The organism is Mycobacterium sp. NGS50 (assembly GCF_059812545.1).
The window spans coordinates 117,726-143,952 of the sequence record NZ_JCALCW010000007.1; the positions used below are offsets into that span (position 1 = coordinate 117,726).

The following is a 26,227-nucleotide window of genomic DNA, read 5'->3' on the forward strand; positions in this document are numbered from 1 at the left end:
TCGGCACATGCTTCAGCTCGCGGTGCTGGTGGGGCTGGTGGGACGGGGCGGCTACCCCAGCGTGGTGTGCATCAGCGTGACGCTGTAGGGCCCCCACATCGACAGGTTGAAGTACAGGTCGCGGCCCGTGGACCAGGGGTGGATGAACGGGGCGTACAGGCCCGGCATCGCCGCCGAGGTCACCAGCGTGGTCGGCGAACTCCACGGCCCCTCCGGCTTGTCGGCGGTCCGCATCACCACGTTGTTCAGCGCGTTGGTGTACAGCACGATGAACTTGTTCAAGTAGTCGTTCCAGGCCACCGACATCTCGCTGGTCGCGTCCCAGATGACCTGGATCGCACAGAACGGGCAGGCCGCGATCCAGCCGAACGGGCTGTAGTACTCGTAGGCCCACACGTTGGTGATCGCGTCCTCGCGCACCCGCGACACGAACGCCATCCCGCCGCGACCGGCGCCGGTCCCGAACGCGTAGAGGTAGCCACCGCTGCGCACGAACGCGCCCTGCTGGAAGTTCTGATAGCCCCAGATGAACGTGTTCGGACTGAAGAACAGGCTCGGCACGCTGAAGAACCAGCTCGGACGAATCGACGACCGGGGCACCGTCCAGGTCTCCCCGTTGTCCTCCGACACCGCGATCGCCGAGAAGCTGGTGGACCACGATCCCGGATTGCCCCACGCCGACACCGACATGAAGTCGACGTACTGCGTTGTGCCGATGGCGATTCCGGTCGTCGGGATGACCGTCACCTCCTGGGCGATGCCCAGGCTGTCGATGATCTGCTTGGAGAAGTTGGGTCGGTTCGCGTTCACCGGCGACCCGGCGTAGACGTTGCCGTAGACCGGGTCCGGCACGCTGATGCCGTCGGCCAGATTGCGGTCGGCGCTGCGGAACAAGGTGTTGGACCGCCACTCCTGGCCCGGCACACTGCAATTGCCGAAGGTGTCCCCGAACGCCATCAGGATCTGATTGCCCGCGCCGGTCTGCCCGTTGTCCCACATGATGCCCAGGTCGGCACCCGACATCCCGAACCGCGAGTAGGTGTTGTTGGGGCTGCTGGGCCCGTTGACCCAGCCGACCTGGGTGGCCGGTGCGGCCACCGCCGCCGCGGGCGGGGCCGGCGCCGCGGTCGGGCCCGCGGCCAGTGGCGGTATTGCCGCGTTCGACGGCGGGGGAGTCGTGACGCCGGACGGCGGGATCAGGGCCGCCGGCTGGGCCAGCGACCCCTCTGGGATCAGCGCCGCTTGGGCCGCCGGGGCCAGCACCGCTTGCGGGTCGGGCACCGGCGGGGGCTGGATCATCGCGGACTGCTGCGAGATCCGGTTGCCGGCGACGCCCGGCTTGCGGCCGATCGGCAGGTGGGGCACCGGCAGGCTGGGCGCGCTTGGCGTCGCGCCCGGGATCGTGGCCGCCGCTCCCGGGGCAACCGAGCACGGGTCGGCCAGCGCGCGCGGGGCCTGCAACACCGGGCATCCGGCTCCCACGGCGGCCACCATCCCTAGCGACACCAGTCGCCGCAGTATCGCCATGCCACCTTCTCTGTGCCCCGCCGGATCACGATGCAGGCGGTCAGGAAGTGACGCTAGTGGCGTAAGTGAATTGAAAGCCTGGTCCCAGGGGATCGACATCCGACCGTGACCGTGTCGCGACCGTTCCGAGTCGCCGAACGTCGACTTATGTCACGCCAAACGGTCGCGGGCGTGACATAACCTGACACTCGGCGCCAGCGAACGGAACTAGAACTCGTCCTCGATGCCGTCGATCCCGGCCCGCAGCGCGGCCAGTCCGGCGGCGCGCGCCCGTAGCTTGGACGCGGCGTGCGCGCCCTGGCGCAGGCCGGCGAATTCACGCGCGGCCTCCACCGCCCGGGTCAACACCGCCTCGGGCAGCACGATCTCGTCCACCCAGCCGGCGGCGATCGCCCGCTCCCCGAAGTAGGTGTGGGCCAGCCCGACCGCCTGCTGATAGGCCGACGGCGTCAGCCGCAACTCCATGACCGCCAGCGCGGCATAGGGCAGCGTCATCCCGATCGCCACCTCGTTGGCCTGAATGTTGTAGCCCGGCGCGGCAACCCGGTGATCGCCGCTGCACAGCAGGAATGCGCCCATCGCGATGGCGTGCCCGGTGCAGGCCATCACCACCGGCTTGGGGTAGGACAGCAGTCGGTAGGACAGCTCGAAGCCGCCCCGCAGCATGTCGATCGCCGGCGCGGCCTCACCGGAGGTCAGCACCTTCAGGTCGAAGCCGCCGCTGAACACCCGCGCATTGCCGGCGATCACCACCGCGCCGACATCGTCGGCGTCGGCGCGGTCGAGCGCGTCGTTGATGGCCTGCTGCATGGCCGGGCCCAGGGCGTTGACCTTGCCGTCGTCGAGGGTGATGACGGCGATGGACTCGTCGAGCTGGTAGCTGACCGGGCTCATCAGTTGTGGTGCTTCCCGAGTTCGGACTTCACGTCGGCCCAGCGCAGGCTGACGTTCGTCGGCTCATCGTGCTGGCGGGCCCGCCACTGGTCCTGCGCCTCGCGGGCTGAGCGGTTCATCTTCTCGACCTCGCCGCGCAGCACGTCGGCGCGGGTTTCCTGGCTGGCGTAGTGGAAATAGCTCAGCAGCCCGCGCAGCAATTCGAGCTTCTGCTTCTCCCGCTTGGCCAGGTCATGGTTGGTCAGCAACTCGATCCGCTGCACCGGCGGCAGATCCGCCCAGTCCAGCACCACCGCGGTCTCGAACTGCTGGCGACCGCTCTGCCAGAACCGCCACCAGCCGCGGGGACGGTCGGGACGGTCGTAGTAGGTCACCGCCCCGGTGAAGCGCGAGTCGATGGCTTCGCCGAGCTCGGCGCGGTCGATCGCGGAATCCCACACGGTGCGCCACTCCTGACCGGGCGACAGCACCGGCAGCTCGGTGGGCAGCTGCAGCGGGACGACGTCGGCGTAGCCGTCGGCCGCCGCCTCGTACTGCGCCACCGTGGGCGGGTCGGAGAAAGCGAACTCCACGTCGTAGGCCGGGGTCTGACCGAAGTTGCGGACCACCAGCTCGATGACGTGCCAGTCGGCGGCGTGCGGCTCCATGAACATCGCCACATGCGCCCGGCTGCGTTCGGTCGCCGCCCGGCGGGCCCGCTGGACCTGACGATGCGTGTAGATCAGCACCAGCACCGCGAACCCGAGCGCGGCCCACGCCGCCCACGCCAGCCAGCCGCTGGATTCCATACCGGTCACGGCGTGCCAGCGGTCTTGGAACCACCCAGTCGACTGCACCCTCCGGTTTTACCACAGCCGAGGGGGTACTACTTCCAGGTCAGCCGCCCATCATCTGGCGCCACTGGTCCAGATTGGCGGGTCGGTAGACGTAGTTGGAGCGCTTGACCTCCGCCAGCGGGGCGCTGGTGTCGGCCGAATACCAGTGGCCGGGATACACCGTCGGGTCGCCGGTCAACCCGGCGAGTTGTTGCAGGCTGCGGTACATCTCGTCGGAGTCGCCGCCCGGGAAATCGGTACGCCCGCAGCCCTCCAGGAACAGGGTGTCCCCGGCGACCAGCCGGCCGTCCACCAGGAAGCACTGGCTGCCCGGGGTGTGACCGGGGGTGTGCAGCAACTCGATGTCGATATCGCCGACGGCGACCTTGTCGCCGTGCTCGTGCGCGCTCAGGTCGCTCATCGGGATTCCGGTGATCCGCGACACCCACATCGCCTCGTGGGTGTTCACGTGCACCGGCACACTGACCTGCTCCAGCAGCTCGGCCAACCCCTTGAGCTCGAAGCCCATCATCGACCCGCCCACGTGGTCGGGATGGTGGTGGGTGACCAGCACCCCGGACAGCCGCATGTCGTCGGCGGCCAGCGCGTCGACCAGGTCCGCGGCCGCGTAGGCCGGGTCGACGACCACGGCCTCCCCGGTCTGCCGATCCCCGATCAGGTAGGCGAAGTTGCGCATCTGGGTCGCCATCATGTCGCCGGCGGCGAAGTCACGACCCGAGAGCAGTTGGCGGAAGTACAGCCGGTCATCTGACACGCCCACAGCGTAGGACACCGCGATGCCCCACCTGCGGTTTGGCGACGCCCCAGGCCAACCTGTACCCTTCTACAGGCCCACGGCTATGACGAATCGCCGCGGGTAGCAGGCCCCCTTAGCTCAGTCGGCAGAGCGTTTCCATGGTAAGGAAAAGGTCAACGGTTCGATTCCGTTAGGGGGCTCGGTGGACGCCGGGCCTGCTGGCAGGTGTATTACCCGCGGCGATGTAGCTCAGTTGGTTAGAGCGAACGACTCATAATCGTTAGGTCGCCGGTTCAAGTCCGGCCATCGCTACAACTTAGACCAGGCACCGCAACGAACATATGAAAGAGGGCAGCTGACGTGGCCTCCAGCACCGATGTACGGCCGAAGATCACTTTGGCCTGTGAGGTGTGCAAGCACCGCAACTACATCACCAAGAAGAACCGCCGCAACGACCCCGACCGGCTGGAGCTGAAGAAATTCTGCCCCAACTGCGGCAAGCATCAGGCGCACCGCGAGTCCCGGTAGCGCACGAGGGGGGTTCTGGGCGTGTCCCTGTCAGACAAGATCGTCGGAGCGCACTTCCGCTATCCCGACTGTTACGTCGTCGAGCGGGAAAAGGTCCGCGAGTACGCCAAAGCGGTCAAGGCCACGGATCCGGCCAGCCACGATGACAACGAGGCTGCGGCGCTCGGCTACGACGCGCTGGTTCCCCCGCTGACGTTCATCTCGGTGTTCGGCTACCAGGCCGTCGCGGCGTTCTTCGAACACGCCGGCATCAGCCATGAGGACGCCCAGGTGGTGCAGGTGGACCAGCTGCTGAAGTTCCTCAGGCCGCTGCAGGTGGGGGACCGCCTGTACTGCGACGTGTCCGTCGAGTCGGTTCGGCAGGCGCACGGCACCGACATCATCATGACCAAGCAAACGATCACCAACGACGCTGGTGACATCGTTCAGGAGACATACACGACCCTGGCGGGCCGTGCGGGTGAGGGAGTAGAGGGATTTTCTGATGGCACTGCGTGAGTTCGGTTCGGTCAACGTCGGTGACACCTTGCCCGAGAAGGTCATCACGTTGACCCGCGCGGACCTGATCAACTACGCCGGCGTGTCCGGCGACCTCAACCCGATCCACTGGGACGACGACATCGCCAAGCAGGTCGGTCTGGACACCGCGATCGCCCACGGCATGCTGACCATGGGTCTGGGTGGCGGCTACGTCACCTCCTGGGTCGGCGACCCCGGTGCGGTCACCGAGTACAACGTGCGCTTCACCGCGGTCGTACCGGTTCCCAACGACGGCACCGGCGCCGACATCGTGTTCAACGGCCGGGTCAAGTCTGTCGACGCCGACTCCAAGGCGGTCACCATCGCGTTGACCGCGACGACCGGCGGCAAGAAGATCTTCGGCCGCGCTGTGGCCACGGCGAAGCTGGCGTAGTCGATGCCGCTCAAAACCGACATCCGGGGCATGGTTTGGCAATACCCGGACTGCTTCGAGGTGGGTCGGGAAAAGGTCCGCGAGTTCGCCAAGGCCGTCAAAGCCTCGGACCCGGCCAGCCACGACGAGAAGGCGGCCGCCGAACTGGGCCACGACGCGCTGATCGCCCCGCCCACCTTTGCCGCGATCCTGGCGAAGCTGGTCCAGGCCGACTTCTTCCGCCACGTCGACACCGGATTCACGACCATGCAGATGGTCCAGGTGGACCAGAAGTTCGTCTTCCACCGGCCGATCAAGGTCGGCGACCGGCTCTATGCCCGGATGGAGATCGTCTCGGTCGACGAACGGTTCGGCGCGACGGTTGCCGTCACCGAGAACCAGCTCACCGACGAGCACGGCGAGGTGGTCCTGGAGGCCTACACCACGATGATGGGCCGCGAGGACGACAGTTCGGTGAACCTCAAGTGGGACGCCGAGTCGGGGCAGGTCGTAAAAACGGCCTGAAACAGGCTGAATTAGTACCCAGCACCGGCGGCGGGGTACACTCGATCCTCGGGGTTTCCCCACTACTAGCGCGCTTTCCGTGAGGCGAACGGGAGGCGCGCAAGTTGTGTAACCCCCGGCATTATGCGAGTTGGCCAGCCAACCGCGAAGGGGCGTAGCTCAACTGGCAGAGCAGCGGTCTCCAAAACCGCAGGTTGCAGGTTCAAGTCCTGTCGCCCCTGCTACAAACGGTGCGTGCCCGACCGAGTGGACACCCCGGGTGGACACCTAGTGGACACTGGAGGGTACGCAGCATTAGAGACGAGCGAAGAAGGAGCGTGCGGTGAGCGACGAGCGCGACGGTTCGGACGCCGCAGCCGACGTTGACGCGTCCGGCGAGACCGGCGAGCACGGTGGTCGCACCGCCGTGGCGACGCGACCGCAGCGCCCGACCGGCAAGCGGTCCCGCCAGCGCGCCGCCGACGCCGACACCGCCGGCGAAGCGTCCGAGGGTGACGACGAGGCCGACGACACCGCCGAGGACAGTTCCGCCGAGGACGGCGCCGCCGCCAAGGCCAAGCCCGCCAAGAAGGCGAAGAACGCCAAGACCGCCAAGAAGAGCAAGAAGTCCAAGAAATCCAAGAAGCCGGCGGGACCCAACCCGTTGGTGTTCGTCTACAACTACCTGAAGCAGGTCGTCGCCGAGCTGCGCAAGGTGATCTGGCCGAACCGCAAGCAGATGATCACCTACACCTCGGTGGTGCTGACCTTCCTGGTGTTCATGGTGGCGCTGATCGGTGGCGCGGACTACGGGTTCGCCAAGCTGATCCTGCTGGTGTTCGGCGAGTAGCCGGTGCCGGGCGCATAGAGCTGAAGCAATAGAGAGGACTGACCAACCGTGACTACCTTCGACGGCGACACGCCCGCGGGTGAGGCGGTCGACGTGGCTGAGGCCGAGACCGAGGCAGTGACCGAGACCCCCGCGGCCGAGGAGACCGAAGAGGTTGACCCCGCTGCCGCGCTGAAGGCTGAGCTGCGCACCAAGCCGGGCGATTGGTATGTCATCCACTCCTACGCCGGCTACGAGAACAAGGTGAAAGCCAACCTCGAGACGCGTGTGCAGAACCTGGACGTCGGCGACTACATCTTCCAGGTCGAGGTGCCCACCGAGGTGGTCACCGAGATCAAGAACGGCCAACGCAAGCAGGTCAACCGCAAGGTGCTGCCCGGCTACATCCTGGTGCGGATGGACCTCACCGACGACTCGTGGTCGGCGGTGCGCAACACCCCGGGCGTCACCGGATTCGTCGGCGCGACCTCGCGGCCGTCGGCGCTGTCGCTGAACGACGTGGTGAAGTTCCTGCTGCCGCAGGGTGTGGCCAAGAAGCCCGCCAAGGGCGCTGGGGGCACAGCCACCACCGCCGCCACCGAGGGCGGGCTGGAACGTCCGGTCCTCGAGGTCGACTACGAGGTCGGCGAGTCGGTCACCGTCATGGACGGGCCGTTCGCGACGCTGCCGGCGTCGATCAGCGAGGTCAACGCCGAACAACAGAAGCTCAAGGTGCTGGTGTCGATCTTCGGTCGTGAGACGCCGGTCGAACTGGCCTTTAACCAGGTCTCCAAGATTTAGACGCCTGGCGACCGATGCGGGCCGTGCAACGGCCCGAGGAGGAGCTGGGCACTTGAATACAGTAGGAAAGGAACACCCCACTCATGGCCCCGAAGAAGAAGGTCGCCGGGCTGATCAAGCTGCAGATCAAGGCCGGGGAGGCCAACCCGGCACCGCCGGTCGGACCCGCGCTCGGTCAGCACGGCGTCAACATCATGGAGTTCTGCAAGGCGTACAACGCCGCCACGGAGAGCCAGCGCGGCAACGTGATCCCGGTGGAGATCACCGTCTACGAGGACCGCAGCTTCACCTTCGCGCTGAAGACTCCGCCCGCGGCCCGGATGCTGCTCAAGGCTGCCGGCGTCGCGAAGGGCTCCGCCGAGCCGCACAAGACCAAGGTCGCCAAGGTGACCTGGGACCAGGTCCGCGAGATCGCCGAGACCAAGAAGGCCGACCTCAACGCCAACGACATCGAGGCCGGCGCCAAGATCATCGCCGGCACCGCCCGCTCGATGGGCATCACCGTCGAATAAAACCCTGTTGATCCTGCGCTGACGGCGCAAAAGTGCGAGTAAGTACCGCCGTGAACGCAGAGTCAACGCAAGAGAAAGCGTGGGAGGGCCAGCTTCGGCCCGCTGACCACAACCAACCACGAGATTGGAACAACCGATGAGCAAGAACAGCAAGGCATACCGCGCCGCCGACGCGTTGGTGGACCGCGACAACCTCTACACCCCGCTGGCCGCCGCGAAGCTGGCCAAGGAGACGTCGTCGACCAAGCAGGATGCCACCGTCGAGGTCGCGATCCGGCTCGGCGTCGACCCGCGCAAGGCCGACCAGATGGTCCGCGGCACCGTCAACCTGCCGCACGGCACCGGTAAGACCGCCCGCGTCGCGGTGTTCGCGGTCGGCGAGAAGGCCGAGCAGGCCACCGCCGCCGGCGCCGACGTGGTCGGCAGCGACGACCTGATCGAGAAGATCCAGGGCGGCTTCCTCGACTTCGACGCCGCGATCGCCACCCCGGACCAGATGGCCAAGGTGGGCCGCATCGCCCGCGTCCTGGGCCCGCGTGGCCTGATGCCCAACCCCAAGACCGGCACCGTCACCGCCGACGTCGCCAAGGCCGTCGCCGACATCAAGGGCGGCAAGATCAACTTCCGCGTCGACAAGCAGGCCAACCTGCATTTTGTCATCGGCAAGGCGTCCTTCGACGAGGCCAAGCTGGCGGAGAACTACGGTGCGGCCCTCGACGAGGTGCTGCGGCTCAAGCCGTCGTCGTCCAAGGGCCGTTACCTGAAGAAGGTGACGATCGCCACCACCACCGGCCCGGGTATCCCCGTCGACCCGTCGGTCACCCGTAATTTCACCGAAGCCTGATCGGTTTCCTCGGCAGGTCACGCACGGGAACGCTGAGAGGTTTCTTTAAACTTCACCCATGCGGTCTGCTTTCGGGGATGAAGGTGGCGCTCGAGGTACCCGGCTGGAGCTGAGCGACTACCTGGATGACGAGGGCAATATCGTGTTGCCGTCGGGCGTGAACCTGGTGACCTTCCTGGATCGCCACATCGCCAACATCGGTGACGCTGTCGCATACCGCTACCTGGACTATGCCCAGGACCCCGACGGCAAGGCCATCGACCTGACCTGGACGGCGCTGGGTGCGCGGCTGCGTGCCATCGGTGCCCGGCTGCAGCAGGTGACGGCGCCGGGGGACCGGGTGGCGATCCTGGCGCCGCACGGCATCGACTACATCGCCGGCTTCTTCGCGGCGATCTACGCCGGAAACATCTCGGTGCCGCTGTTCGCGCCGGAGCTGCCCGGGCATGCGGAGCGCCTGATCGCGGTGCTCGACGACGCCCAGCCCACGGTGGTGCTGACCACCACCACCGCCAGCGAGGCCGTCCAGAAGTTCGTCCGCACCCAGCCGCGCGAACGCCGGCCGCGGATCATCGCGATCGACGAGATCCCCGACACCGTCGGTGCCGGCTTCGTCCCGGTTGACCTCGACACCGACGACATCGCCTACCTGCAGTACACCTCGGGTTCGACCCGGACACCGGTCGGCGTCGAGATCACCCATCGCGCGGTCGGCACCAACGTGCTGCAGATGGTCATCTCCACCGGAATGGACTGGGACATCCGCAGCGTCAGCTGGCTGCCGCTCTACCACGACATGGGGCTGCTGATGATCCTGTGCGTGGCGATCTTCGGCACCCAGGTGACGCTGATGTCGCCCATCGCGTTCGTCCGCCGCCCGCAGCGCTGGCTGCAGCAGTTGGCCATCGAATCCCAGCAGGGTCGGGCGTACGCGGCCGCCCCGAACTTCGCGTTCGAGCTGGCCGTGGAGCGCGCGGTCCCCGCCGACGGCCAGGTCCTGGACCTGAGCAACGTGGTCAGCCTGATCAACGGCTCCGAACCGGTCAACATGGGCTCCATCGCCAAGTTCAACGCCGCGTTCGCGCCCTACGGGTTGCCCGCCACCACGGTCAAACCGTCCTACGGCATGGCCGAGGCGACCCTGTTCGTCTCGACCATCGACCCCGACGCGCAGGCGGCGCCCACCTATCTGGACCGTGAGCTGCTCGGCGCCGGGCATGCGGTGCGCGTCGCGCCGGACGCCCCCAACGCCATCGTTCAGGTTTCCTGCGGGCGCATCGCCCGCAGCCAGTGGGGTGTGATCGCCGACCCGGGAACCGAATCCGAACTGCCCGACGGGCGTGTCGGCGAAATCTGGTTGCACGGCCAGAACATCGGCCGCGGCTACTGGGGCCGGCCCGACGAGACCGAGCGGGTGTTCCGCAACAAGCTGCAGACCCGGCTGGACGCCGGTAGCCACGCCGACGGCGCGCCGCTGGACGCCTGCTGGCTGCGGACCGGAGATCTGGGTGTCTATCTGGACGGCGAGCTCTACATCACCGGGCGCACAAAGGATCTCGTCATCATCGACGGCCGCAACCACTACCCGCAAGACATCGAGGCGACGGTGGCCCAGGCCTCACCGGCGGTGCGATCGGGTTATGTCGCGGCCTTCTCGGTGGCGGCTGACCAACTGCCGGGCGCCGCCCCCGACGCGGTCGGGGAACGTCTGGTCGTCGTCGCGGAGCGTGCCGCCGGCGCCGGACGTGCCGACAAGCAACCCGTGGTCGACGCCGTGCGGGCAGCCATCTCCAGCCGGCACGGCGTGCTGCTGGCGGATATGCAGCTGGTGGCCGCCGGCAGCATCCCCCGAACCAGCAGCGGAAAGCTGGCCCGGCGGGCCTGCCGGACCGAATATCTCAGCGGCGAACTGGGTTAGCCGCCGGGACGGCTACGCGGCCGCGCCCGGCTTGCGGTAGCTGACCAGGCTGACGTCGAGGACCTCGTCGGTGAAGTAGAACTCGCAGCCACGCAGATACTTCATGTAGCGGTCGTAGACCTCTTCGGACTGGATCTCGATGGCCTCGTCCTTGTGGGCCTCCAGGGCGTCGCCCCACAGCTTCAGCGTCTTGATGTAGTGCGGCCGCAGCGACAACGCCTCCGGGACGACGAATCCCGCCTTCTCGCCGTGCTCCACCATCATGTCGGTGCTGGGCAGCCGACCGCCCGGGAAGATCTCGGTGAGGATGAACTTGATGAACCGGGCCGTCTCGAAGGTGAGCTTCTTGCCGCGGGCGTTCAGGTCGTACGGGTGGTAGCTGACGCTGCTCTGAATGGTCATCCGGCCGTCCTCGGGCAGGATGTCGAAGCAGTTCTTGAAGAAGTCGTCGTAGCGCTCGAAGCCGAAGTGCTCGAAGGCCTCGATGGACACGATGCGGTCCACCGGCTCGTGGAATTCCTCCCAGCCGTGCAGCAGCACCCGGCGGCTCCGCGTGGTGTCGATGCTGTCCAGCAACTGGGTGCTGTAGGCGTGCTGCTTCTTCGACAGGGTCAAGCCGATGACATTGACGTCGTACTTCTCCACGGCGCGCTTCATGGTGGCACCCCACCCGCAGCCGATGTCGAGCAGCGTCATCCCGGGCCGTAGGTCCAGCTTGTCCAGGTTCAGATCGAGCTTGGCGATCTGGGCGTCTTCCAGGCTCAGGTCCGGCGGCTCGAAGTAGGCGCAGCTGTAGGTGCGGCTCGGGTCCTGGAACAAACCGAAGAATTCGTCGGAAAGGTCGTAGTGGGCCTGAATGTTCTCGAAATTCGGCCGTAACTGTTCTGCGCGGGGGTTGTTGTCCGCCATTTGTGCTTGCTCGCCTTCCCGAGGATCTTTGTGGGCGCTATACGTCGTTGTAGGGGAAGCTGCGCGGTTCAGATGTGCAGCATACCCAGCGATCTTCGCGGTCCCCCCGATCCGCGCTTACTTCTGCAGTGTGTATTGGTGGACGCTGGTGAGGCCGTCCCGGAAGAGCTTTACGCAGCCGTTGAGGTACTTGTCGTAGCGGTCATAGACCTCCTGCGACTGCAGCGCGATGGCCTCGTCCTTGTGCTCGGCCAGGGCTGCGGCCCAGTCCTCAAGGGTCCGGACGTAATTGGGCCCGATCTCGTCGTCGCGGGTGCAGGTGAAGCCGGCCTCGGTCGCGAAGTCGCGGGGCATCAGCGCCGACGGCAGCTGACCGCCGGGGAAGATCTCTTTCATGATGAACAGGGTGAACTTGGCCAGGTCGATGGTCAGCGGGATACCCTTGCGCTGCGCCTCGTCGGACCCGGTGATCGTGGTGATGGTGTGCAGCAGCATCCGCCCGTCGTCGGGCAGCGCGTTGTAGGCGGTGGCGAAGAAGTCCGGGTAGCGCTTGCGGCCGAAGTGCTCGAAGGCGCCGATGGACACGATCCGGTCCACCTTGTCGGTGAACTCCTCCCAGCCCTGCAGGCGCACCTCGACCGTGCGGTCGCTCTGCACCTTGGCCAGCTTCTCGATCGCGTATTCGCGCTGCCGCTCCGACAGCGTCAAGCCGATGACGTTGACGTCAAATTTCTCCAGCGCCCGCTGCATGCAGCCGCCCCAGCCGCAGCCGATGTCGAGCAGGGTCATGCCGGGCTCCAGGGCGAGCTTGCCCAGCGCGAGGTCGAACTTGGCGTTCTGCGCCTCGTCGCAGGTGCTGTCCAGACGCTCGTAGTAGCCGCAGGTGTAGCCCATCGTGGGGCCTAGGAACAGCTCGAAGAATTCATTGGAAATATCGTAAATCGACTGCAGCTCTTCGTATTTCGGGCTCAGTTTAGCCATGATCGCAACACTTCCACTCGTAGCGGGTTGAGCAAATTCCGGGGCGGTCAGGCGCCCTCGGCGAAAGTTGTCTTCAATTCGCCGATGACCTCATCCCACAACTCTTCCGGCAAATCATGGCCCATACCGTCTACTAACACCAAACGCGCCCCGCCGATCGCGCGGGCCACAGCCCGCCCGCCGGAGGGTCGCATCAGTTTATCGGCACGACCATGAATCACCACGGTCGGCACGGCGATCTGCCGATCGTAATCGATCAGGCTGCCGGTGCCGAGGATGGCGCCGAACTGTCGGGCGATCCCCCACGGGTAGTAGCTGCGCTCGTAGCCTTCCAGCGCCTCGGCCCGAATCCGCTGCTCAGGTGCCGGAAAACGGGGGCTGCCGATGATCCGGCTGACCCGGACCACATTGTCGATGATCACCTCGCGCGGTGACCCGGGCGGCGGGCCGGCGATGACCGACAGCAGGGCCCGCGGCGCCGGCGGCGGCAGGAACGCCCGGTTGTTGCTGGAGAAGATGACGGCCAGCGACCGTGCCCGCTCGGCGAACCGGGCGGCGAAAACCTGCGAGATCATGCCGCCCATCGAGGCGCCGACGATGTGCGCCCGGTCGATCCCCAGGTGGTCGAGCAGCGCGGCCGCATCACCGGCCATGTCCTCCAGGGTGTACACCGAGGCGCTGGGCCGGCCCAGAAAGGACCGCAGCATCCGGGGAACCAACGAGCCGGGCGCGCTTTGACGGTCCAGCTTGCTGGACAGCCCGACGTCGCGGTTGTCGTACCGGATCACCCGCAGGCCCTGGGCGACGAGCTTTTCGCAGAACCCGGTGCGCCACAGCAGCAGCTGCGCGCCCAGCCCCATGATCAGCAGCACCGCCGGATGGTTGGGGTCGCCCATATCCTCGTAATAGATGTCCAGCTCGCCCGAGCGGGCGGTACCGGTGCGGATGTCCAACGCCTAAGCCTCCGGTTCGGCCTGGTGTTCGCGGCTGACGTCGACCATGAAGTTGGCGAAGTAGCCGGTGAGTTCCGGGTCCGACATCATCTGCCACCTCGGTGCCAGCAGTTTCATGTAGCGCTCGACGTAGAGGAACTGCTTGCCGATCAGCACCAGCTCGCGGGGCAGCTTCACGTCGTAGGCGTCGGCCAGTGCCCCGAGCTGCTTGCCGATGTCCGCGTAGGACAGGTCGCCCAGGGTCTTCATGGTCAGCGGTGTGGAGAACGCCTCGAGATCCTTGGCGGCCTGCGCCTCGGGCTTCATGGTGCCCACGGCACCCATCAGCACCACGATCTTGCCGGCGGCGGCGTGGTCCTTCTTGACCAGCAGCGCATACACCAGTTCGCGCAGCAGCCAGCGGGTGCGCGGGTCGATGCGGCCCATGATGCCGAAGTCGAGAAAAACGACCCGTCCGTCCTCGTCGACCAGCAGGTTGCCGGCGTGCAGGTCGCCGTGGAACAGCCCGTGCCGCAGGCCGCCCTCGAACGTGGAGAACAGCAGCGCCTTGACCAGCTCGACGCCGTCGAATCCGGCCTTGCGGATGGCGGGGGCGTCGTCGATGCGGATGCCGGCGACCCGCTCCATGGTCAGCACCCGCTCACTGGTGAAGTCCCAGTGCACGTCGGGCACCTTGATGCTGCGGCCCAGCGGGGAGGCGTGCAGGTGCGACACCCAGGTCTGCATGGACTGCCCCTCGATGCGGAAGTCCAGTTCCTCGGCCAGGTTGTCGGAGAAGTCGGCGACGACGTCCTGGGCCGAGAGCCGCCGGCCCAGCTTGGCCAGCTCGACGAGCTGGGCGAAGCGTTTGAGGATCTGCAGGTCCGCGGCGACCCGGCGGCGGATGCCGGGGCGCTGGATCTTGACGACGACCTCTTCACCGCTGTGCAGGGTGGCGAAATGCACCTGCGCGATCGATGCCGAGGCGATCGGGGTTTCGTCGAATTTCGCGAACAGGTCCTGCGGTTCGGCGCCGAGTTCCTCGATGAACAGTTTGTGGATCTCGCCGGGATCGGCCGGCGGCACCGCGTCGAGCAGGCCGCGGAATTCCCGGGACAGCGGTTCCCCGAATGCGCCGGGGCTCGACGCGATGATCTGGCCGAATTTCACGTAGGTGGGACCCAGGTCGGCGAAGGCCTGCGGGATCTCCTTGATGACTTTCTGCTGCAGCGGCCCGCCGGCCGGAATCTTGGTGAGCACCCGCAGCCCGGCCCGGGCCAGCTGCCAGCCCGTTGCACCGATCCGGACCGCCTCGACCGGCAACGGCACCCGGTCGAGTTTGGCCACCTCCCGGTGGTTGGTCGAATTCATTAGTGCAGTGTGCCAAATCGGGCAGGGCAACTCCCAATCCGCTTTGGCTAATTCGACTGCCGGCATGGGCAAATGCGCGGCGAGGGGGCTGGTCCCACCTGCCCCACCAATCCCGCCAGCCGGAGTAGGTGTCGGCGTGCCCGGGTTCGAGCGACAACCGTCGCATCTGCCCAGGTGGGCGGCGGGAGTATCGCGGCGGCGTCGTCACCCGCGGCCGGGTGCCTCATCGGCCTCGCCCGTCTCAGATTGTCGCTGGTTAGCGGGTGCCCGGCTCACAGCGACAAATGGCGGTGTTGTCGCTATTCGGGGACGTTGTCGCCACGCGGGGACGTTGTCGCTGCTAGCCGGGCAGCCGCCCACCAGCGACAATCCGTGGCGCCTGGGGCCACTGTGGCGCCAGCGGCGCCCGGGACCATGAGCGCGGGAGGCGACCTGCGCAAACGCGGCATTGTCGCTCGAACCCGGGCACATCGACACATGTCCCGGCTGCCGTGGTCACTGTGACGAATGAGGCGGCTGGGCTAGGACCCTGCGCGGGCCGCGGCAAAGTTCTCGGTCAGCGCCTCCACGATCGGCGGCCACACCGGCGCCGGCAGGTCATGCCCCATCCCGTCGACCAGCACAAACCGGGCGCCGGGGATCGCGGCGGCCACACCGCGCCCGTTGCGGGGCCGCAGCATCGGATCCGCCGAACCGTGCAGCACCACCGTGGGGGCGGTGATGGCCCGCGAGTACTTGAGCAGGCTGCCGGTGCCCAGCACGGCGTCGAATTGGCGCAGCATCCCCGGCGGGTAGTCGCTGCGCGCGGTCAGCTGCTGCACCCGGCGGCGCAGGTCGGCCTCCGGCGGCAGGAAGTTGGGGCCGTTGAACACCGCGACGTTGCGGACCTCGAACGCCAGCCGCTCCTCGGGCGACGCGTCGTGCGCCGGCCCGCCGAACGCCAGCTTGATCACCCGCCAGGCGGGCGGCGAGGAGAACGCCTTGCCGGTGGTCGACATCAGGACGCCCAGCGACGCCACCCGGTCCGGACGGCTGCCGGCCAGGATCTGGGCGATCATGCCGCCCATCGACGCGCCGACCACATGGGCACGCTCGATCCGCAGGTGATCGAGCAGCGCGGCGGCATCGTCGGTCATGTCGACCAACGTGTAGGGCACCTGGCTGGGTCGGCCGAACAGATAGCGCCCCACGCGCCAGAACACCGAACCGCGGGCGCGGGTGCCGTGCATCTTGGCCGACAGGCCGATGTCGCGGTGATCGAAGCGGATGACCCGGTAGCCGGCGTCGACCAGCCGCGCGCAGAACCCGTCGGGCCACATCGGCAGCTGCGCACCCAGGCCCATGATCAGCAGCACCGGCGGGTCGGCCGGGTCGCCGAGGTCCTCATAGAACAACTCGACGGAACCGTGCCCGGCCCGGCCGGTTCGGGTTTGCATCACCCCTTGTTATCAGGTCGCCACGGGGTGAGCCATGCTGTCGGCTCCCAACCTTCGAGCCCGGCGATCAGCTCGTACATGGTGGCGCCGTCGATGCTCTCCCGGATGATGTCGGCGTGCCCGGAGTGCCGCGCGAGCTCGTTGATCACGTGATGGATCACCCAGCGCACCGTCCAGGCGTCGACGTCGGCGGGAAACCAGGGTGCGTCGCGCGGCACCGGCACCGCGGCGTCGAGGTCGACGGCCGCCAACAGGCGCAGCGTCTCGGCGTTCTGCGCGGCGAACGCGTCGAGCGCACCGGCCAGGGTTTCGTCGGGCAGCAGCACGAACTGGTCTTGGAATTCGCGGACGACCTCCTCGCGCGGCCGGGGGTCGGCCGGCGGTGCCGCCGGCGCGGACGCGACGCGGTGCATCCAGATGCGTTGCATCCCGGCGGCGTGCTTGACCAAACCGCCGATGGACAACGCGCTGGCCGACGGGGTGGCTCGGGCCTGCTCCTCGGTCAGCCCGTAGGCGACCGCGAAATAGGCGCTCTGGTGATAGGTCAGGAATTCACGCAGCGCGTCGCGCTCATCGCTCACCGGTGCGGCAAGTCCGGGCATCTTCAGTCCTTTCGATCGGGTTGGTGAGCGTACAGGTCGCGCAGGCACGCGATCTCCGCGCCGTGATGGATGGTTTCGCGGTTGATGTGCAGGACCAGCTCGGCCATGCTGCGGTCGGCCCACGGCCCCTCCCGGGGGCCGACCGGCGCGGCCAGCGCGGACGAATCCAGCGTGCGCACCCCGGCGATCCAGCCGGCGTAGGCCTCATCGAGCTGCTGCAGCGCGGTGGCGGCGTCGGTTGCGTACGGCCAGCTCTGATAGTCGGCGGGCGGCCCCGCGAAGTGGTGGTGGTTGCGCATCGCGAACACGCCCACGATGACGTGGGCCATCCGCCAGGCGATGGTGGTGAACGGCGCGGGCTGCGGCGGCGGGAACGCGAAATCGATGCCGTCGGTGCGCACCGTCCAGCAGCCCGGCACCGGCTGCCACAGGTATTCGTCGTCGGTGAGTCCATCCAGCCGCGGCCGCAGCTGGTTGGTCCAGTGCCAGTCGAGCTGGTCGGCGAGTAACGCGCTGGGCATGGTCATGACTCGAGCCTGCCAGCGGGATCGGACACGCGCCGAAAGTCTTCGCGCCACGGGGTGGTCTCCGTAGGTTTGTGGCATGCGGATCATCGCCGCGGAATCGACCGAGACGTTCGTCGGGCCGGCCGACGCGCCGCTGCAGCTGGTCCGGGTCAGCTACACCGGTGCCGTCCGGGCGACCCCGGTCCGCATCGACGGGGACGGGCTATCCGGGGAGGCCACCGCCGAGCCCGGCCGCGACAGCGTTGAGGTCCCGGTCGTCGTCGCCGGCGCGGTGCCCGGCCAGCAGCGGGCCGCGCGGGCCAACAACACCGCGTTCACCTTCACCGTCGCCGAACCCGGCTGGACGATGTTCATGATTCCGCACTTCCACTACGACCCGGTGTGGTGGAACACCCAGGCCGGCTACACCAGCGCCTGGACCGAGAACCCGCTGGGTGCGTGCCGGCAGACCAACGGGTTCGACCTGGTGGGTGCCCACCTGGACTGGGCGCAGGCGCACCCGGAGTACAAGTTCGTCCTGGCCGAGGTCGACTACCTCAAGCCGTACTGGGACAGCTATCCGCAACGCCGCGCCGAGCTGCGCCGGCTCATCGCGGCGGGCCGCGTCGAGGTGATGGGCGGCACCTACAACGAGCCGTCCACCAACCTCACCGACGCCGAGACCACCATCCGCAACCTGGTGGCGGGTATCGGCTTTCAGCGCGACGTCATGGGTGCCCGTCCGGCGACGGCCTGGCAGCTCGACGTGTTCGGGCACGACCCGCAGTTTCCCGGCCTGGCGGCCGATGCCGGGCTGAGCTCCAGCGCGTGGGCTCGCGGACCGTTTCACCAGTGGGGGCCGATGGCGGGCGGCGGCGATCCGGGCCGGATGCAGTTCCCCAGCGAGTTCGAGTGGATCGCCCCGTCCGGGCGGGGTCTGCTGACCCACTACATGCCCGCGCACTACGCGGCCGGCTGGTGGATGGACGGGCAGGCGACGCTGGCCGACGCCGAAGCCGACGTCTACCAGCTGTTCCTGGGGCTGAAGAAGGTCGCCTCGACGCGTAACGTGCTGCTGCCGGTGGGCACCGACTTCACCCCGCCGAATCGCTGGGTCGTGCCGATCCACCGGGACTGGAACGCCCGCTACACCTGGCCGCGGTTCAGCTGCGCGCTGCCCGCGGAGTTCTTCGCCGCGGTGCGCGCCGAGCTGGCCGAGCGGGGAGGCCGCCCGTCGCCGCAGACCCGCGACATGAACCCGATCTACACCGGCTGCCACGTCTCCTATATCGACACCAAGCAGGCCAACCGGAGCGCCGAGCAGGCGATCCTGGCGGCCGAGCGGTTCGGGGTGTTCGCCGCGCTGGCCACCGGGGTGGCGTACCCGGAGGCGGCGCTGGCCACGGCGTGGACGCAGCTGTGTTACGGCGCCCATCACGACGCCATCACCGGTTCGGAAGCCGACCAGGTGTATCTGGACCTGCTGACCGGCTGGCGCGACGCCTGGCAGCTGGGTGGCGCGGCCCGCGACGCCGCGCTGGCGGCGCTATCCGCCTTGGTGGACACCGGCGAGGGCATTGTGGTGTGGAACCCGATCGCACACGACCGCACCGACGTGGTCACCGTGCACCTGGACCGCGCCCTGGATGCCGGCGTGCGGGTACTCGACCCCGACGGCACCGAGCTGCCGGCCCACGTCGAACACGACGGTCACACCGTCAGCTGGCTGGCCCGCGACGTCCCGTCGCTGGGCTGGCGCGCCTACCGGCTGATCCCCGCTGCCGCCGAGGGCTGGCAGCCGGTGCCCGGCACCCGGATCGCCAACGAGCAGAACCAGCTCAGCGCCGATCCGAGCCGCGGCGGCGGCATCTCGTCGTGGCTGCATCACGGCCGGGAGATGATCGTCGAGGGGGCGCTGGGCAACCAGCTCGCCGTCTACGACGAGTACCCCAAGCACCCGAGCTCCGGTGAGGGGCCGTGGCATCTGGTGCCCAGCGGCAACCTGTTCACCTCCGCGATCGCCCGCGCGAGCGTGCAGGCCTACCGCGGGCCGCTGGGCGAGCGGCTGGTGGTCTCCGGACGGATCCGCGATGTGCTCGTCTACACCCAGACGCTGACACTGTGGCACGGGGTGGACCGCCTCGACTGTCGCACCACCATCGACGAGTTCACCGGCTCCGATCACCTGCTGCGGCTGCGCTGGCCGTGCGCGGTGCCCGGCGCCCTGCCGGTCGCCGAGGTCAGCGACGCCGTCATCGGCCGCGGCTTCGCGCTCCTGCACGAGCCCAGCGGCCGCTCGGTGGACACCGCGCAGCATCCGTGGACGCTGGATACCTCCGCCAACCGCTGGTTCGGGTTGTCGGCGACGGCCCGGATCACCGTGGGTTCCGGCACCCGGGCGGTGTCGGTGGCCGAAATAATCACCGCGATCACCTCCGATCCCGCGCAGACCCGCGAGCTGATGGTCGCGCTGGTGCGCGCCGGCGTCACCGCCACCAGCACCCGGGACGGTGGCTCCCGCTACGGCAGCCTCGAGGTCGACTCCAACCTGCCGGACACCCGCATCGCACTCGGCGGCCCGGACCGCAACGCGTTTACCGCCGCGGTGCTGGCCGCCGCCGACGAGGCCTACACCGCCGAACTGCAGCGTCAGCTGGACGCGCACGGCCGAGCCCGGGTCTGGGTGCCGGCGGCGACCCCGCTGGCCGCGGTCTGGGTGCCGGGCGCGGACCTGCGCGACCCGCGGGCACTGCCGGTGCTGGTGATCGCCGGCCGCGACGACGCCGCCCTGGCCGACGAGATCACCCGGGTGGCCGACGAGCTCGCCGACAACGAGATCGCGGTGCGGCAGGATCCCCGGCTCGCTCCTCCCGATATGGCGCCGTTCCAGTCGCGCACCGTCGCGCTGGTCAACCGCGGCGTGCCCGGCTTCGCCGTCGACAAGGCCGGCACCCTGCATGCGTCGCTGCTGCGGTGCTGCACCAGCTGGCCGGCGGCGGCCTGGACCGATGAACCGCGCCGCACCGCACCCGACGGCAGCAGCTTTCAGCTGCAGCACTGGACGCACACCTTCGACTACGCGCTACTGGCCGGCGACGGCGATTGGCGGCAGGCCCGGATCCCGGCCCGCGGCGCGGCCTTCGCCGACCCGCTGCGGGCGGTGACGATCGGCGGCGGCTCCGGGTCGCTGCCGGCGACCGGTTCGCTGCTGCGCGTCGCCCCCGCCGACTCGGTGCGGCTGGCCGCGCTCAAACCGGCCGGCAATCCGCTGGCCCGCGCCAGCACGCAGCCGGCCGACCCGGCCACCGCCACCCTGCGGCTGGCGGAGACCTGCGGCGCCGACACCGACGTCACGGTCGGCTCCGATCTGGGCGCGCTGCGCGTGCTGGGCCGCGCGGACCTGCTGGAACAGCCGCGCGAGCACCCCGACCCCGGCCGGCTGCACGGCTACGAGATCGCCACCCTGACCACCCGGCTGGACGTCGCACGCGTCGGCAGCCCCGGCCCGCCGCTGGCACCCGACGCCGAGGCCGCGCAACCGCGGTACGCCCGCTACTGGCTGCACAACCGCGGCCCGGCCCCGTTGGGCGGCCAACCGGCCGTCGCCCTGCTGCATCCGCACCGCGTCGCCGTGCCGCCCGGCGCACCGCTGCCGCTGACGATCAGCATCGCCAGCGACTGCACCGACGCGCCGCTGGTCGGTGCGCTGAGGCTGGTCTGCCCGGACGGATGGTCCGGTGATCGCGATCCACAACCGGTGCGGCTGGACCCCGGGGGACACCAGCTGAGTGAGCTGGCGCTCACGGTGCCGGCGGGCACCGCGCCGGGCCGCTATCCGATCCGCGCCCGGCTGACGCTCACCGGGGAGGTGCCGCCGGCCTGGCGGCAGCCCGTCGAGGACGTCGCGGTGGTCACCGTCGGCGACCCGGGCGACGCTCGGCTGCTGTATCTGCGCGACGGCCCGGCCGACGTCACGGTGGCCGCTGGGGCCTCCGCGCGGTTGGGCGTCACCGTCGGCACCGACGCACACGCCGACCTGGCGGTGGAAGCGCACCTGATCAGCCCGTGGGGCACCTGGGAGTGGGCCGGGCCGCCCGCGGCGGGGGCGGTGGTCCCGGCCCGCGGCAGCGTCGCACTCACCTTCGACGTCACCCCGCCGCCGTGGACCGACCCCGGCACCTGGTGGGCGCTGATCCGGGTCGGCGGCGCCGGCACCCTGGTCTATTCGCCGGCGGTGCGGCTGGAGGTCCGCTGATGCTCACCCTCGCGGTGGACATCGGCGGCACCAAGATCGCCGTCGGACTCGTCGATCCGAACGGCGCGTTGACCTATACCGCGACGCGGCCCACCCCGTCGGGCCAGGACGCCGAGCAGGTGTGGGCGGTGGTCGAGACGCTGATCGCCGGCGCCGCGCAGGCCGGCGGGGGACCGATCGCGGCGGCCGGCATCGGATCGGCCGGACCCGTCGATCTGCATGCCGGCACCGTCAGCCCGGTCAACATCGGATCCTGGCGCGGTTTCCCGCTGCGCGACCGGGTCGCCGCCGCGCTGCCCGGGGTGCCGGTCACCCTGGGCGGCGACGGGCTGTGCATGGCGCTGGGCGAACACTGGGTCGGCGCCGGCCGCGGCGCGCGGTTCCTGCTCGGCATGGTGGTGTCCACCGGGGTGGGGGGCGGGCTGCTGCTCGACGGCAAGCCGTACGCCGGGCGAACCGGCAACGCCGGCCACGTCGGCCACGTCGTCGTCGACCCGAGCGGCCCGCGCTGCGCGTGCGGCGGGCGCGGCTGCGTGGAGGCCATCGCGTCGGGTCCGGCGCTGGTCCGGTGGGCGGTGGCCAACGGCTGGTCGGGGGTGCCCGAGGCGAGCGCATTGGCCGTGGCCGCCGCGGCGGGGGAGGCCGTCGCGGTCGCGGCGTTTCGGCGCGGCGCCCACGCGCTGGCCGCCATGATCGCCTCGGTCGCCGCGGTGTGCGATCTGGATCTGGTGGCCATCGGCGGCGGCGTCGCGCAGGCCGGCCCGCTGCTGTTCGACCCGCTGCGGATGGCCCTCGGCGAGCACGCGGGCCTGGAATTTCTGGCCGACCTGCGGGTGGTGCCCGCGCTGCTCGGCGGCAACGCCGGGCTGGTGGGCGCCGCCCGGCTGGCCCATCTGCGTTGACCCTGCGCCCAGGGCGCAAAAGTGCGAGAAGTCGGCGCCGTAAGCGCAGAGTCAACGCGAAAGGTGGATGCGGCCCCACTCGCACAGGCTGGCCAGCACCGGGCCCAGCGTCTGGCCGTACTCGGAGAGCGAATAGTGCACACACGGCGGCACCGTGCCGGCGTCGTGGCGGTCCAGGATGCCGTCGTCGACCAGTTCGTGCAGGTGGCGGATCAACATCCGCTCGGTGATGCCCGGGATGCTGCGCCGCAACTCCGCGGTCCGCATCGGCCCGTCGCTCAGCCGCCACAGGATGGTGCCCTTCCAGCGGCCGTCGATCACCGACAGTGCGGCGTCGATCGGGCAGTCGCTGACGTCGACCTTCGATACCGCCACCACAACCCCTTCATGCTGACTAATTTGTCAGTACCTTGTTTTTTGTCAGTATAACGCTCACAGTAGACGCCATGAATGAAATCGTTGAGATTCTCGCGGTGTTGGTGATCGGACCGATGCTGGGCACGGAGTTCGCGGTGGCGGCGTTCTTCCACCCGATCATCGGACGCCTGCCCGCCGATGGCCTCCGGGCGGCCCGCAGCGACAGCAGTCGCGTGCTGGGCCGGGTGATGCCGTTCTGGTACGCGACCGCGCTGGTCCTGCTGGTGCTGACCGCGGTCGTCGTCGCCGGCCCGCAGCGCTGGATCGTCGGTATCGGCGGGGGACTGATGGCGGTGGTGGTGCTGCTGTCGGTCACGGTGCTGGTGCCGATCAACAACCAGATCGCGGCGTGGCCGACCACCGGCGCGGTCTCCCGCGAGGCCGCGGACCGCTGGGATCGGGTGCACTGGCTGCGGGTGGTGCTGGTCGCCGCGGCGTTCCTGCTGCTGCTCATCGCCGTGCGTTGACTCTGTGGTGGTGGCGCAAAAGTGCGAGAAAACCGCGCCGTGGACGCAGGATCAACGCGGGGATTTTGGCTGATCGCGCCCGCCACGGTAGGGTGAGCGGCGATCCACCCAAGACCGTCGGTCACCGCAAGGTTGAAGGTCCGGGAATATCCCGGCGGCCCACGCAGGAGGACGAGGCACCGGCATCAGCCGGCATATGTGACGCCCCGACCGCATCCTGCGTCGGGGCGTTCGTCATTCCCAGGGCGGAGAAACGTGTAAGCGCAGGGACTTTCGACCCCCTAGGAGGTATGCATGGCAAGGCCTGACAAGGCCGCCGCCGTTGCGGAGATCGCCGAGCAGTTCAAGGCCTCGACCGCCACCGTGATCACCGAGTACCGCGGTCTGACGGTTGCCAACCTGGCGCAGCTGCGCCGCTCGCTGGGCGAGTCGGTCAACTACGCGGTGGCCAAGAACACGCTGGTGCGACGGGCCGCCACGGAGGCCGGCATCGAAGGTCTCGACGAGCTGTTCGTCGGACCGACGGCGATCGCGTTCATCAACGGTGAGCCGGTCGACGCTGCCAAGGCGATCAAGACCTTCGCCAAGGACCACAAGGCGTTGGTCATCAAGGGCGGCTACATGGACGGTCACCCGCTGACCGTCGGCGAGGTGGAGCGCATCGCTGACCTCGAGTCGCGCGAGGTGCTGCTGGCCAAGATGGCCGGCGCCATGAAGGCCAACATGGCCAAGGCAGCGGGGCTGTTCGCGGCTCCCGCGTCGCAGATGGCCCGGCTCGCGGCCGCACTGCAGGACAAGAAGGCCGCCGAGGCACCGGCGGCTCCGGCTGAGGCCCCGGCCGCAGCCGCGGAGGCACCGGCCGAGGCGGAAGCCTCTTCCGAAGCCCCGGCTGAGGCCCCGGCCGACGCCGAATAACCCCATACCCACACACCGTTAACCGGAATCAGGAAGGACCCACACCATGGCAAAACTGTCTACCGACGAGCTGCTCGACGTCTTCAAGGACATGACCCTGCTGGAGCTCTCGGAGTTCGTGAAGGCGTTCGAGGACACCTTCGAGGTCACCGCCGCCGCGCCGGTGGCTGTCGCCGCCGCCGGCGGTGCCGCCCCGGCCGCCGCTGAGGCTGCCGAGGAGCAGAGCGAGTTCGACGTCATCCTCGAGTCGGCCGGCGAGAAGAAGATCGGCGTCATCAAGGTGGTGCGCGAGGTCGTCTCCGGCCTGGGCCTCAAGGAAGCCAAGGACCTCGTCGACGGCGCCCCCAAGCCGCTGCTGGAGAAGGTCGCCAAGGAGGCTGCCGAGGAGGCCAAGGCCAAGCTCGAGGCCGCCGGCGCCACCGTCACCGTCAAGTAGTTTTCTCCCACACAACCCCCGGAACCCGCGCGGTCCCGGGGGTTGTGTGCACCTGCCACTGAGTGGGACCGGGCAGGCGTCCCCAACAGGCATTCCGGTATCGTGATGCGCGCGAACCGAGTGCGCTAGAGTGGCCTAGGCCACAGGCGCAGGCAGGTGGCGGGGGCAAGCGTAGCTGGGCAAATGTAGCTGGAAGGAACTCCCAATGGGTGTCACCATCGAGGTCGAAGGGCTCACCAAGTCCTTCGGGTCGGCGCGGATCTGGGAAGACGTCACTTTGACCCTTCCGGCCGGTGAGGTCAGCGTCATGCTGGGCCCGTCGGGTACCGGCAAGTCCGTGTTCTTGAAGTCGTTGATCGGTCTGCTGCGCCCCGAGCGCGGCTCGATCGTCATCGACGGCACCGACATCATCCAGTGCTCGGCCAAAGAGCTCTACGAGATCCGCACCCTGTTCGGTGTGCTGTTCCAGGACGGCGCCCTGTTCGGGTCGATGAACCTCTACGACAACACCGCGTTCCCGCTGCGTGAGCACACCAAGAAGAAGGAGAGCGAGATCCGTGACATCGTCATGGAGAAGCTCGAACTGGTCGGCTTGGGCGGGGACGAGAAGAAGTTCCCCGGTGAGATCTCCGGTGGTATGCGCAAGCGTGCCGGCCTGGCCCGCGCCCTGGTGCTCGACCCGCAGATCATCCTGGTCGACGAGCCGGACTCGGGGCTGGACCCGGTCCGTACCGCGTATCTGAGCCAGTTGCTGATCGACATCAACGCGCAGATCGACGCGACGGTGCTGATCGTTACCCACAACATCAACATCGTGCGTACCGTGCCGGACAACATCGGCATGCTCTACCGCAAGAAGCTGGTCATGTTCGGGCCGCGTGAGGTGCTGCTGACCAGCGAGGAGCCCGCGGTCAAGCAGTTCCTCAACGGTCGCCGTATCGGGCCGATCGGTATGTCCGAGGAGAAGGACTCGGCCACTGCGGCTGCCGAGGCGGCCGCGCTCGATGCCGGTCAGCACCACGGCGGTGTCGAAGAGGTCGAGGGTGTGCCGCCGCAGCTCACCACGTCGCCGGGGATGCCGGTGCGGCAGGGGATCGCTCGTCGTCAGGCGCGGGTGCGCGAGATCCTGCACACGCTGCCCAAGAACGCGCAGGCCGCGATCCTGGACGACCTGGAAGGCGCCCACCGGCTGCCGACGCACGAGTTCCCCACCGCCGACGACGCGCCCACCCAGACGATTCCCACCCAGCGCTAACACCGCCCCGCGGCTCGATGCT

The 26,227-nt window shown here is 68.6% G+C and carries 27 protein-coding genes and 3 tRNA genes; 18 read left to right on the forward strand and 12 right to left on the reverse strand.

Annotated features, from left to right (window positions below; translation table 11 throughout):
* Nucleotides 1-51: 51 nt before the first annotated feature.
* The 4 genes from AC5Y36_RS07230 to AC5Y36_RS07245 form a co-directional block, all read right to left on the reverse strand.
* Nucleotides 52-1,527 carry a glycoside hydrolase family 183 protein gene (locus AC5Y36_RS07230; protein ID WP_500040185.1) on the reverse strand — a complete coding sequence of 492 codons (1,476 nt, stop codon included), beginning with the start codon at nt 1,525-1,527 and terminating at the stop codon, nt 52-54.
* A gap of 207 nt (nt 1,528-1,734) precedes the next feature.
* Nucleotides 1,735-2,424, reverse strand: coding sequence for a crotonase/enoyl-CoA hydratase family protein (locus AC5Y36_RS07235; RefSeq protein WP_500040235.1), 690 nt, complete (start codon nt 2,422-2,424; stop codon nt 1,735-1,737).
* Nucleotides 2,421-3,209, reverse strand: a complete 789-nt coding sequence (locus AC5Y36_RS07240) for a DUF8453 domain-containing protein (protein ID WP_500040236.1) — start codon at nt 3,207-3,209, stop codon at nt 2,421-2,423. Before AC5Y36_RS07240 ends, AC5Y36_RS07235 begins: the two co-directional genes overlap by 4 nt.
* An 88-nt stretch (nt 3,210-3,297) precedes the next feature.
* Nucleotides 3,298-4,011 carry an MBL fold metallo-hydrolase gene (locus tag AC5Y36_RS07245; protein ID WP_500040186.1) on the reverse strand — a complete coding sequence of 238 codons (714 nt, stop codon included), beginning with the start codon at nt 4,009-4,011 and terminating at the stop codon, nt 3,298-3,300.
* A 109-nt stretch (nt 4,012-4,120) separates the two neighbouring features.
* Here AC5Y36_RS07245 and AC5Y36_RS07250 point away from each other — a divergent pair.
* The 12 genes from AC5Y36_RS07250 to AC5Y36_RS07305 all read left to right on the forward strand — a co-directional run bounded on the left by AC5Y36_RS07250 (nt 4,121) and on the right by AC5Y36_RS07305 (nt 10,821).
* Nucleotides 4,121-4,193 (forward strand) — tRNA-Thr (locus AC5Y36_RS07250).
* A 38-nt stretch (nt 4,194-4,231) separates the two neighbouring features.
* Nucleotides 4,232-4,305, forward strand: a tRNA-Met gene (locus AC5Y36_RS07255).
* A 48-nt stretch (nt 4,306-4,353) separates the two neighbouring features.
* The gene (rpmG, locus tag AC5Y36_RS07260; RefSeq protein WP_068250576.1) at nt 4,354-4,521 is read left to right on the forward strand and encodes a 50S ribosomal protein L33; all 168 of its coding nucleotides are present in this window, start codon (nt 4,354-4,356) and stop codon (nt 4,519-4,521) included.
* A gap of 21 nt (nt 4,522-4,542) precedes the next feature.
* The gene (gene hadA, locus AC5Y36_RS07265) at nt 4,543-5,019 is read left to right on the forward strand and encodes a (3R)-hydroxyacyl-ACP dehydratase subunit HadA (RefSeq protein ID WP_500040187.1); all 477 of its coding nucleotides are present in this window, start codon (nt 4,543-4,545) and stop codon (nt 5,017-5,019) included.
* Entirely contained in the window at nt 5,006-5,434 is a 429-nt protein-coding gene (hadB, locus tag AC5Y36_RS07270; protein ID WP_500040188.1) for a (3R)-hydroxyacyl-ACP dehydratase subunit HadB, read from the forward strand. Before hadA ends, hadB begins: the two co-directional genes overlap by 14 nt.
* A gap of 3 nt (nt 5,435-5,437) precedes the next feature.
* Nucleotides 5,438-5,938 (forward strand): (3R)-hydroxyacyl-ACP dehydratase subunit HadC, encoded by a 501-nt coding sequence (hadC, locus tag AC5Y36_RS07275; RefSeq protein WP_500040189.1) that lies wholly within the window; start codon nt 5,438-5,440, stop codon nt 5,936-5,938.
* A gap of 148 nt (nt 5,939-6,086) precedes the next feature.
* Nucleotides 6,087-6,159, forward strand: a tRNA-Trp gene (locus AC5Y36_RS07280).
* Nucleotides 6,160-6,260: 101 nt separating this feature from the next.
* Nucleotides 6,261-6,767 carry a preprotein translocase subunit SecE gene (secE, locus tag AC5Y36_RS07285; protein ID WP_500040190.1) on the forward strand — a complete coding sequence of 169 codons (507 nt, stop codon included), beginning with the start codon at nt 6,261-6,263 and terminating at the stop codon, nt 6,765-6,767.
* 48 nt (nt 6,768-6,815) lie between these two features.
* Entirely contained in the window at nt 6,816-7,547 is a 732-nt protein-coding gene (gene nusG / locus AC5Y36_RS07290) for a transcription termination/antitermination protein NusG (RefSeq protein ID WP_500040191.1), read from the forward strand.
* An 83-nt stretch (nt 7,548-7,630) separates the two neighbouring features.
* Nucleotides 7,631-8,059: a 50S ribosomal protein L11 gene (gene rplK / locus AC5Y36_RS07295; RefSeq protein WP_085134887.1), complete on the forward strand. Its 429-nt coding sequence runs from the start codon at nt 7,631-7,633 to the stop codon at nt 8,057-8,059.
* 136 nt (nt 8,060-8,195) lie between these two features.
* Nucleotides 8,196-8,903 carry a 50S ribosomal protein L1 gene (gene rplA, locus AC5Y36_RS07300; protein WP_500040192.1) on the forward strand — a complete coding sequence of 236 codons (708 nt, stop codon included), beginning with the start codon at nt 8,196-8,198 and terminating at the stop codon, nt 8,901-8,903.
* A gap of 58 nt (nt 8,904-8,961) precedes the next feature.
* Nucleotides 8,962-10,821, forward strand: coding sequence for a fatty acyl-AMP ligase (locus AC5Y36_RS07305; protein WP_500040193.1), 1,860 nt, complete (start codon nt 8,962-8,964; stop codon nt 10,819-10,821).
* 12 nt (nt 10,822-10,833) lie between these two features.
* Here the strand turns inward: AC5Y36_RS07305 and AC5Y36_RS07310 are convergent, their stop codons facing one another.
* The 7 genes from AC5Y36_RS07310 to AC5Y36_RS07340 form a co-directional block, all read right to left on the reverse strand.
* A complete protein-coding gene (locus tag AC5Y36_RS07310) occupies nt 10,834-11,730 on the reverse strand; it encodes a cyclopropane mycolic acid synthase family methyltransferase (RefSeq protein WP_500040194.1) in 897 nt (298 codons plus the stop codon).
* A 117-nt stretch (nt 11,731-11,847) separates the two neighbouring features.
* Nucleotides 11,848-12,711 (reverse strand): cyclopropane mycolic acid synthase family methyltransferase, encoded by an 864-nt coding sequence (locus tag AC5Y36_RS07315; RefSeq protein ID WP_500040195.1) that lies wholly within the window; start codon nt 12,709-12,711, stop codon nt 11,848-11,850.
* A gap of 47 nt (nt 12,712-12,758) precedes the next feature.
* On the reverse strand, nt 12,759-13,664 hold the full coding sequence (locus AC5Y36_RS07320) for an alpha/beta fold hydrolase (protein ID WP_500040196.1): 906 nt from the start codon (nt 13,662-13,664) through the stop codon (nt 12,759-12,761).
* Between the two features lie 3 nt (nt 13,665-13,667).
* A complete protein-coding gene (locus AC5Y36_RS07325) occupies nt 13,668-15,014 on the reverse strand; it encodes an ABC1 kinase family protein (protein WP_500040197.1) in 1,347 nt (448 codons plus the stop codon).
* 521 nt (nt 15,015-15,535) lie between these two features.
* Nucleotides 15,536-16,450 carry an alpha/beta fold hydrolase gene (locus AC5Y36_RS07330; protein WP_500040198.1) on the reverse strand — a complete coding sequence of 305 codons (915 nt, stop codon included), beginning with the start codon at nt 16,448-16,450 and terminating at the stop codon, nt 15,536-15,538.
* Nucleotides 16,450-17,052, reverse strand: a complete 603-nt coding sequence (locus AC5Y36_RS07335; protein WP_500040199.1) for a DinB family protein — start codon at nt 17,050-17,052, stop codon at nt 16,450-16,452. The genes AC5Y36_RS07330 and AC5Y36_RS07335 overlap by 1 nt, the downstream gene beginning before the upstream one ends.
* Nucleotides 17,053-17,054: 2 nt before the next feature.
* Complete coding sequence (locus AC5Y36_RS07340; RefSeq protein WP_500040200.1) at nt 17,055-17,579, reverse strand: DinB family protein; 525 nt, start codon at nt 17,577-17,579, stop codon at nt 17,055-17,057.
* A 76-nt stretch (nt 17,580-17,655) separates the two neighbouring features.
* On the opposite strand from AC5Y36_RS07340, the gene AC5Y36_RS07345 reads away from it, so the two are divergent.
* Both AC5Y36_RS07345 and AC5Y36_RS07350 read left to right on the forward strand, forming a co-directional pair.
* Entirely contained in the window at nt 17,656-21,813 is a 4,158-nt protein-coding gene (locus AC5Y36_RS07345) for a glycoside hydrolase family 38 N-terminal domain-containing protein (protein WP_500040201.1), read from the forward strand.
* Nucleotides 21,813-22,715, forward strand: a complete 903-nt coding sequence (locus tag AC5Y36_RS07350) for an ROK family protein (protein WP_500040202.1) — start codon at nt 21,813-21,815, stop codon at nt 22,713-22,715. Before AC5Y36_RS07345 ends, AC5Y36_RS07350 begins: the two co-directional genes overlap by 1 nt.
* 51 nt (nt 22,716-22,766) lie before the next feature.
* Here AC5Y36_RS07350 and AC5Y36_RS07355 read toward each other — a convergent pair whose 3' ends face one another.
* Nucleotides 22,767-23,090 (reverse strand): winged helix-turn-helix transcriptional regulator, encoded by a 324-nt coding sequence (locus AC5Y36_RS07355; protein ID WP_500040203.1) that lies wholly within the window; start codon nt 23,088-23,090, stop codon nt 22,767-22,769.
* A 71-nt stretch (nt 23,091-23,161) separates the two neighbouring features.
* On the opposite strand from AC5Y36_RS07355, the gene AC5Y36_RS07360 reads away from it, so the two are divergent.
* The 4 genes from AC5Y36_RS07360 to AC5Y36_RS07375 all read left to right on the forward strand — a co-directional run bounded on the left by AC5Y36_RS07360 (nt 23,162) and on the right by AC5Y36_RS07375 (nt 26,205).
* Nucleotides 23,162-23,599 carry an anthrone oxygenase family protein gene (locus tag AC5Y36_RS07360; protein ID WP_500040204.1) on the forward strand — a complete coding sequence of 146 codons (438 nt, stop codon included), beginning with the start codon at nt 23,162-23,164 and terminating at the stop codon, nt 23,597-23,599.
* 294 nt (nt 23,600-23,893) lie between these two features.
* Entirely contained in the window at nt 23,894-24,514 is a 621-nt protein-coding gene (rplJ, locus tag AC5Y36_RS07365) for a 50S ribosomal protein L10 (protein WP_500040205.1), read from the forward strand.
* A gap of 46 nt (nt 24,515-24,560) precedes the next feature.
* Nucleotides 24,561-24,950, forward strand: coding sequence for a 50S ribosomal protein L7/L12 (gene rplL, locus AC5Y36_RS07370; protein ID WP_500040206.1), 390 nt, complete (start codon nt 24,561-24,563; stop codon nt 24,948-24,950).
* Between the two features lie 205 nt (nt 24,951-25,155).
* Nucleotides 25,156-26,205 carry an ABC transporter ATP-binding protein gene (locus tag AC5Y36_RS07375; protein WP_500040207.1) on the forward strand — a complete coding sequence of 350 codons (1,050 nt, stop codon included), beginning with the start codon at nt 25,156-25,158 and terminating at the stop codon, nt 26,203-26,205.
* Nucleotides 26,206-26,227: the final 22 nt, after the last annotated feature.

Coding starts and splice junctions, on each gene's coding strand:
- rplL (WP_500040206.1), top strand. CDS start 24,561: ATGGCAAAACTGTCTACCGACGAGCTGCTCGACGTCTTCAAGGACATG.
- rplJ (WP_500040205.1), top strand. CDS start 23,894: ATGGCAAGGCCTGACAAGGCCGCCGCCGTTGCGGAGATCGCCGAGCAG.
- rplA (WP_500040192.1), top strand. CDS start 8,196: ATGAGCAAGAACAGCAAGGCATACCGCGCCGCCGACGCGTTGGTGGAC.
- AC5Y36_RS07350 (WP_500040202.1), top strand. CDS start 21,813: ATGCTCACCCTCGCGGTGGACATCGGCGGCACCAAGATCGCCGTCGGA.
- AC5Y36_RS07330 (WP_500040198.1), bottom strand. CDS start 16,450: ATGCAAACCCGAACCGGCCGGGCCGGGCACGGTTCCGTCGAGTTGTTC.
- AC5Y36_RS07315 (WP_500040195.1), bottom strand. CDS start 12,711: ATGGCTAAACTGAGCCCGAAATACGAAGAGCTGCAGTCGATTTACGAT.
- AC5Y36_RS07240 (WP_500040236.1), bottom strand. CDS start 3,209: ATGGAATCCAGCGGCTGGCTGGCGTGGGCGGCGTGGGCCGCGCTCGGG.
- AC5Y36_RS07310 (WP_500040194.1), bottom strand. CDS start 11,730: ATGGCGGACAACAACCCCCGCGCAGAACAGTTACGGCCGAATTTCGAG.
- AC5Y36_RS07345 (WP_500040201.1), top strand. CDS start 17,656: ATGCGGATCATCGCCGCGGAATCGACCGAGACGTTCGTCGGGCCGGCC.
- hadC (WP_500040189.1), top strand. CDS start 5,438: ATGCCGCTCAAAACCGACATCCGGGGCATGGTTTGGCAATACCCGGAC.
- AC5Y36_RS07230 (WP_500040185.1), bottom strand. CDS start 1,527: ATGGCGATACTGCGGCGACTGGTGTCGCTAGGGATGGTGGCCGCCGTG.
- AC5Y36_RS07325 (WP_500040197.1), bottom strand. CDS start 15,014: ATGAATTCGACCAACCACCGGGAGGTGGCCAAACTCGACCGGGTGCCG.
- AC5Y36_RS07305 (WP_500040193.1), top strand. CDS start 8,962: ATGCGGTCTGCTTTCGGGGATGAAGGTGGCGCTCGAGGTACCCGGCTG.
- AC5Y36_RS07375 (WP_500040207.1), top strand. CDS start 25,156: ATGGGTGTCACCATCGAGGTCGAAGGGCTCACCAAGTCCTTCGGGTCG.
- AC5Y36_RS07360 (WP_500040204.1), top strand. CDS start 23,162: ATGAATGAAATCGTTGAGATTCTCGCGGTGTTGGTGATCGGACCGATG.
- rplK (WP_085134887.1), top strand. CDS start 7,631: ATGGCCCCGAAGAAGAAGGTCGCCGGGCTGATCAAGCTGCAGATCAAG.
- hadB (WP_500040188.1), top strand. CDS start 5,006: ATGGCACTGCGTGAGTTCGGTTCGGTCAACGTCGGTGACACCTTGCCC.
- AC5Y36_RS07335 (WP_500040199.1), bottom strand. CDS start 17,052: ATGCCCGGACTTGCCGCACCGGTGAGCGATGAGCGCGACGCGCTGCGT.
- AC5Y36_RS07340 (WP_500040200.1), bottom strand. CDS start 17,579: ATGACCATGCCCAGCGCGTTACTCGCCGACCAGCTCGACTGGCACTGG.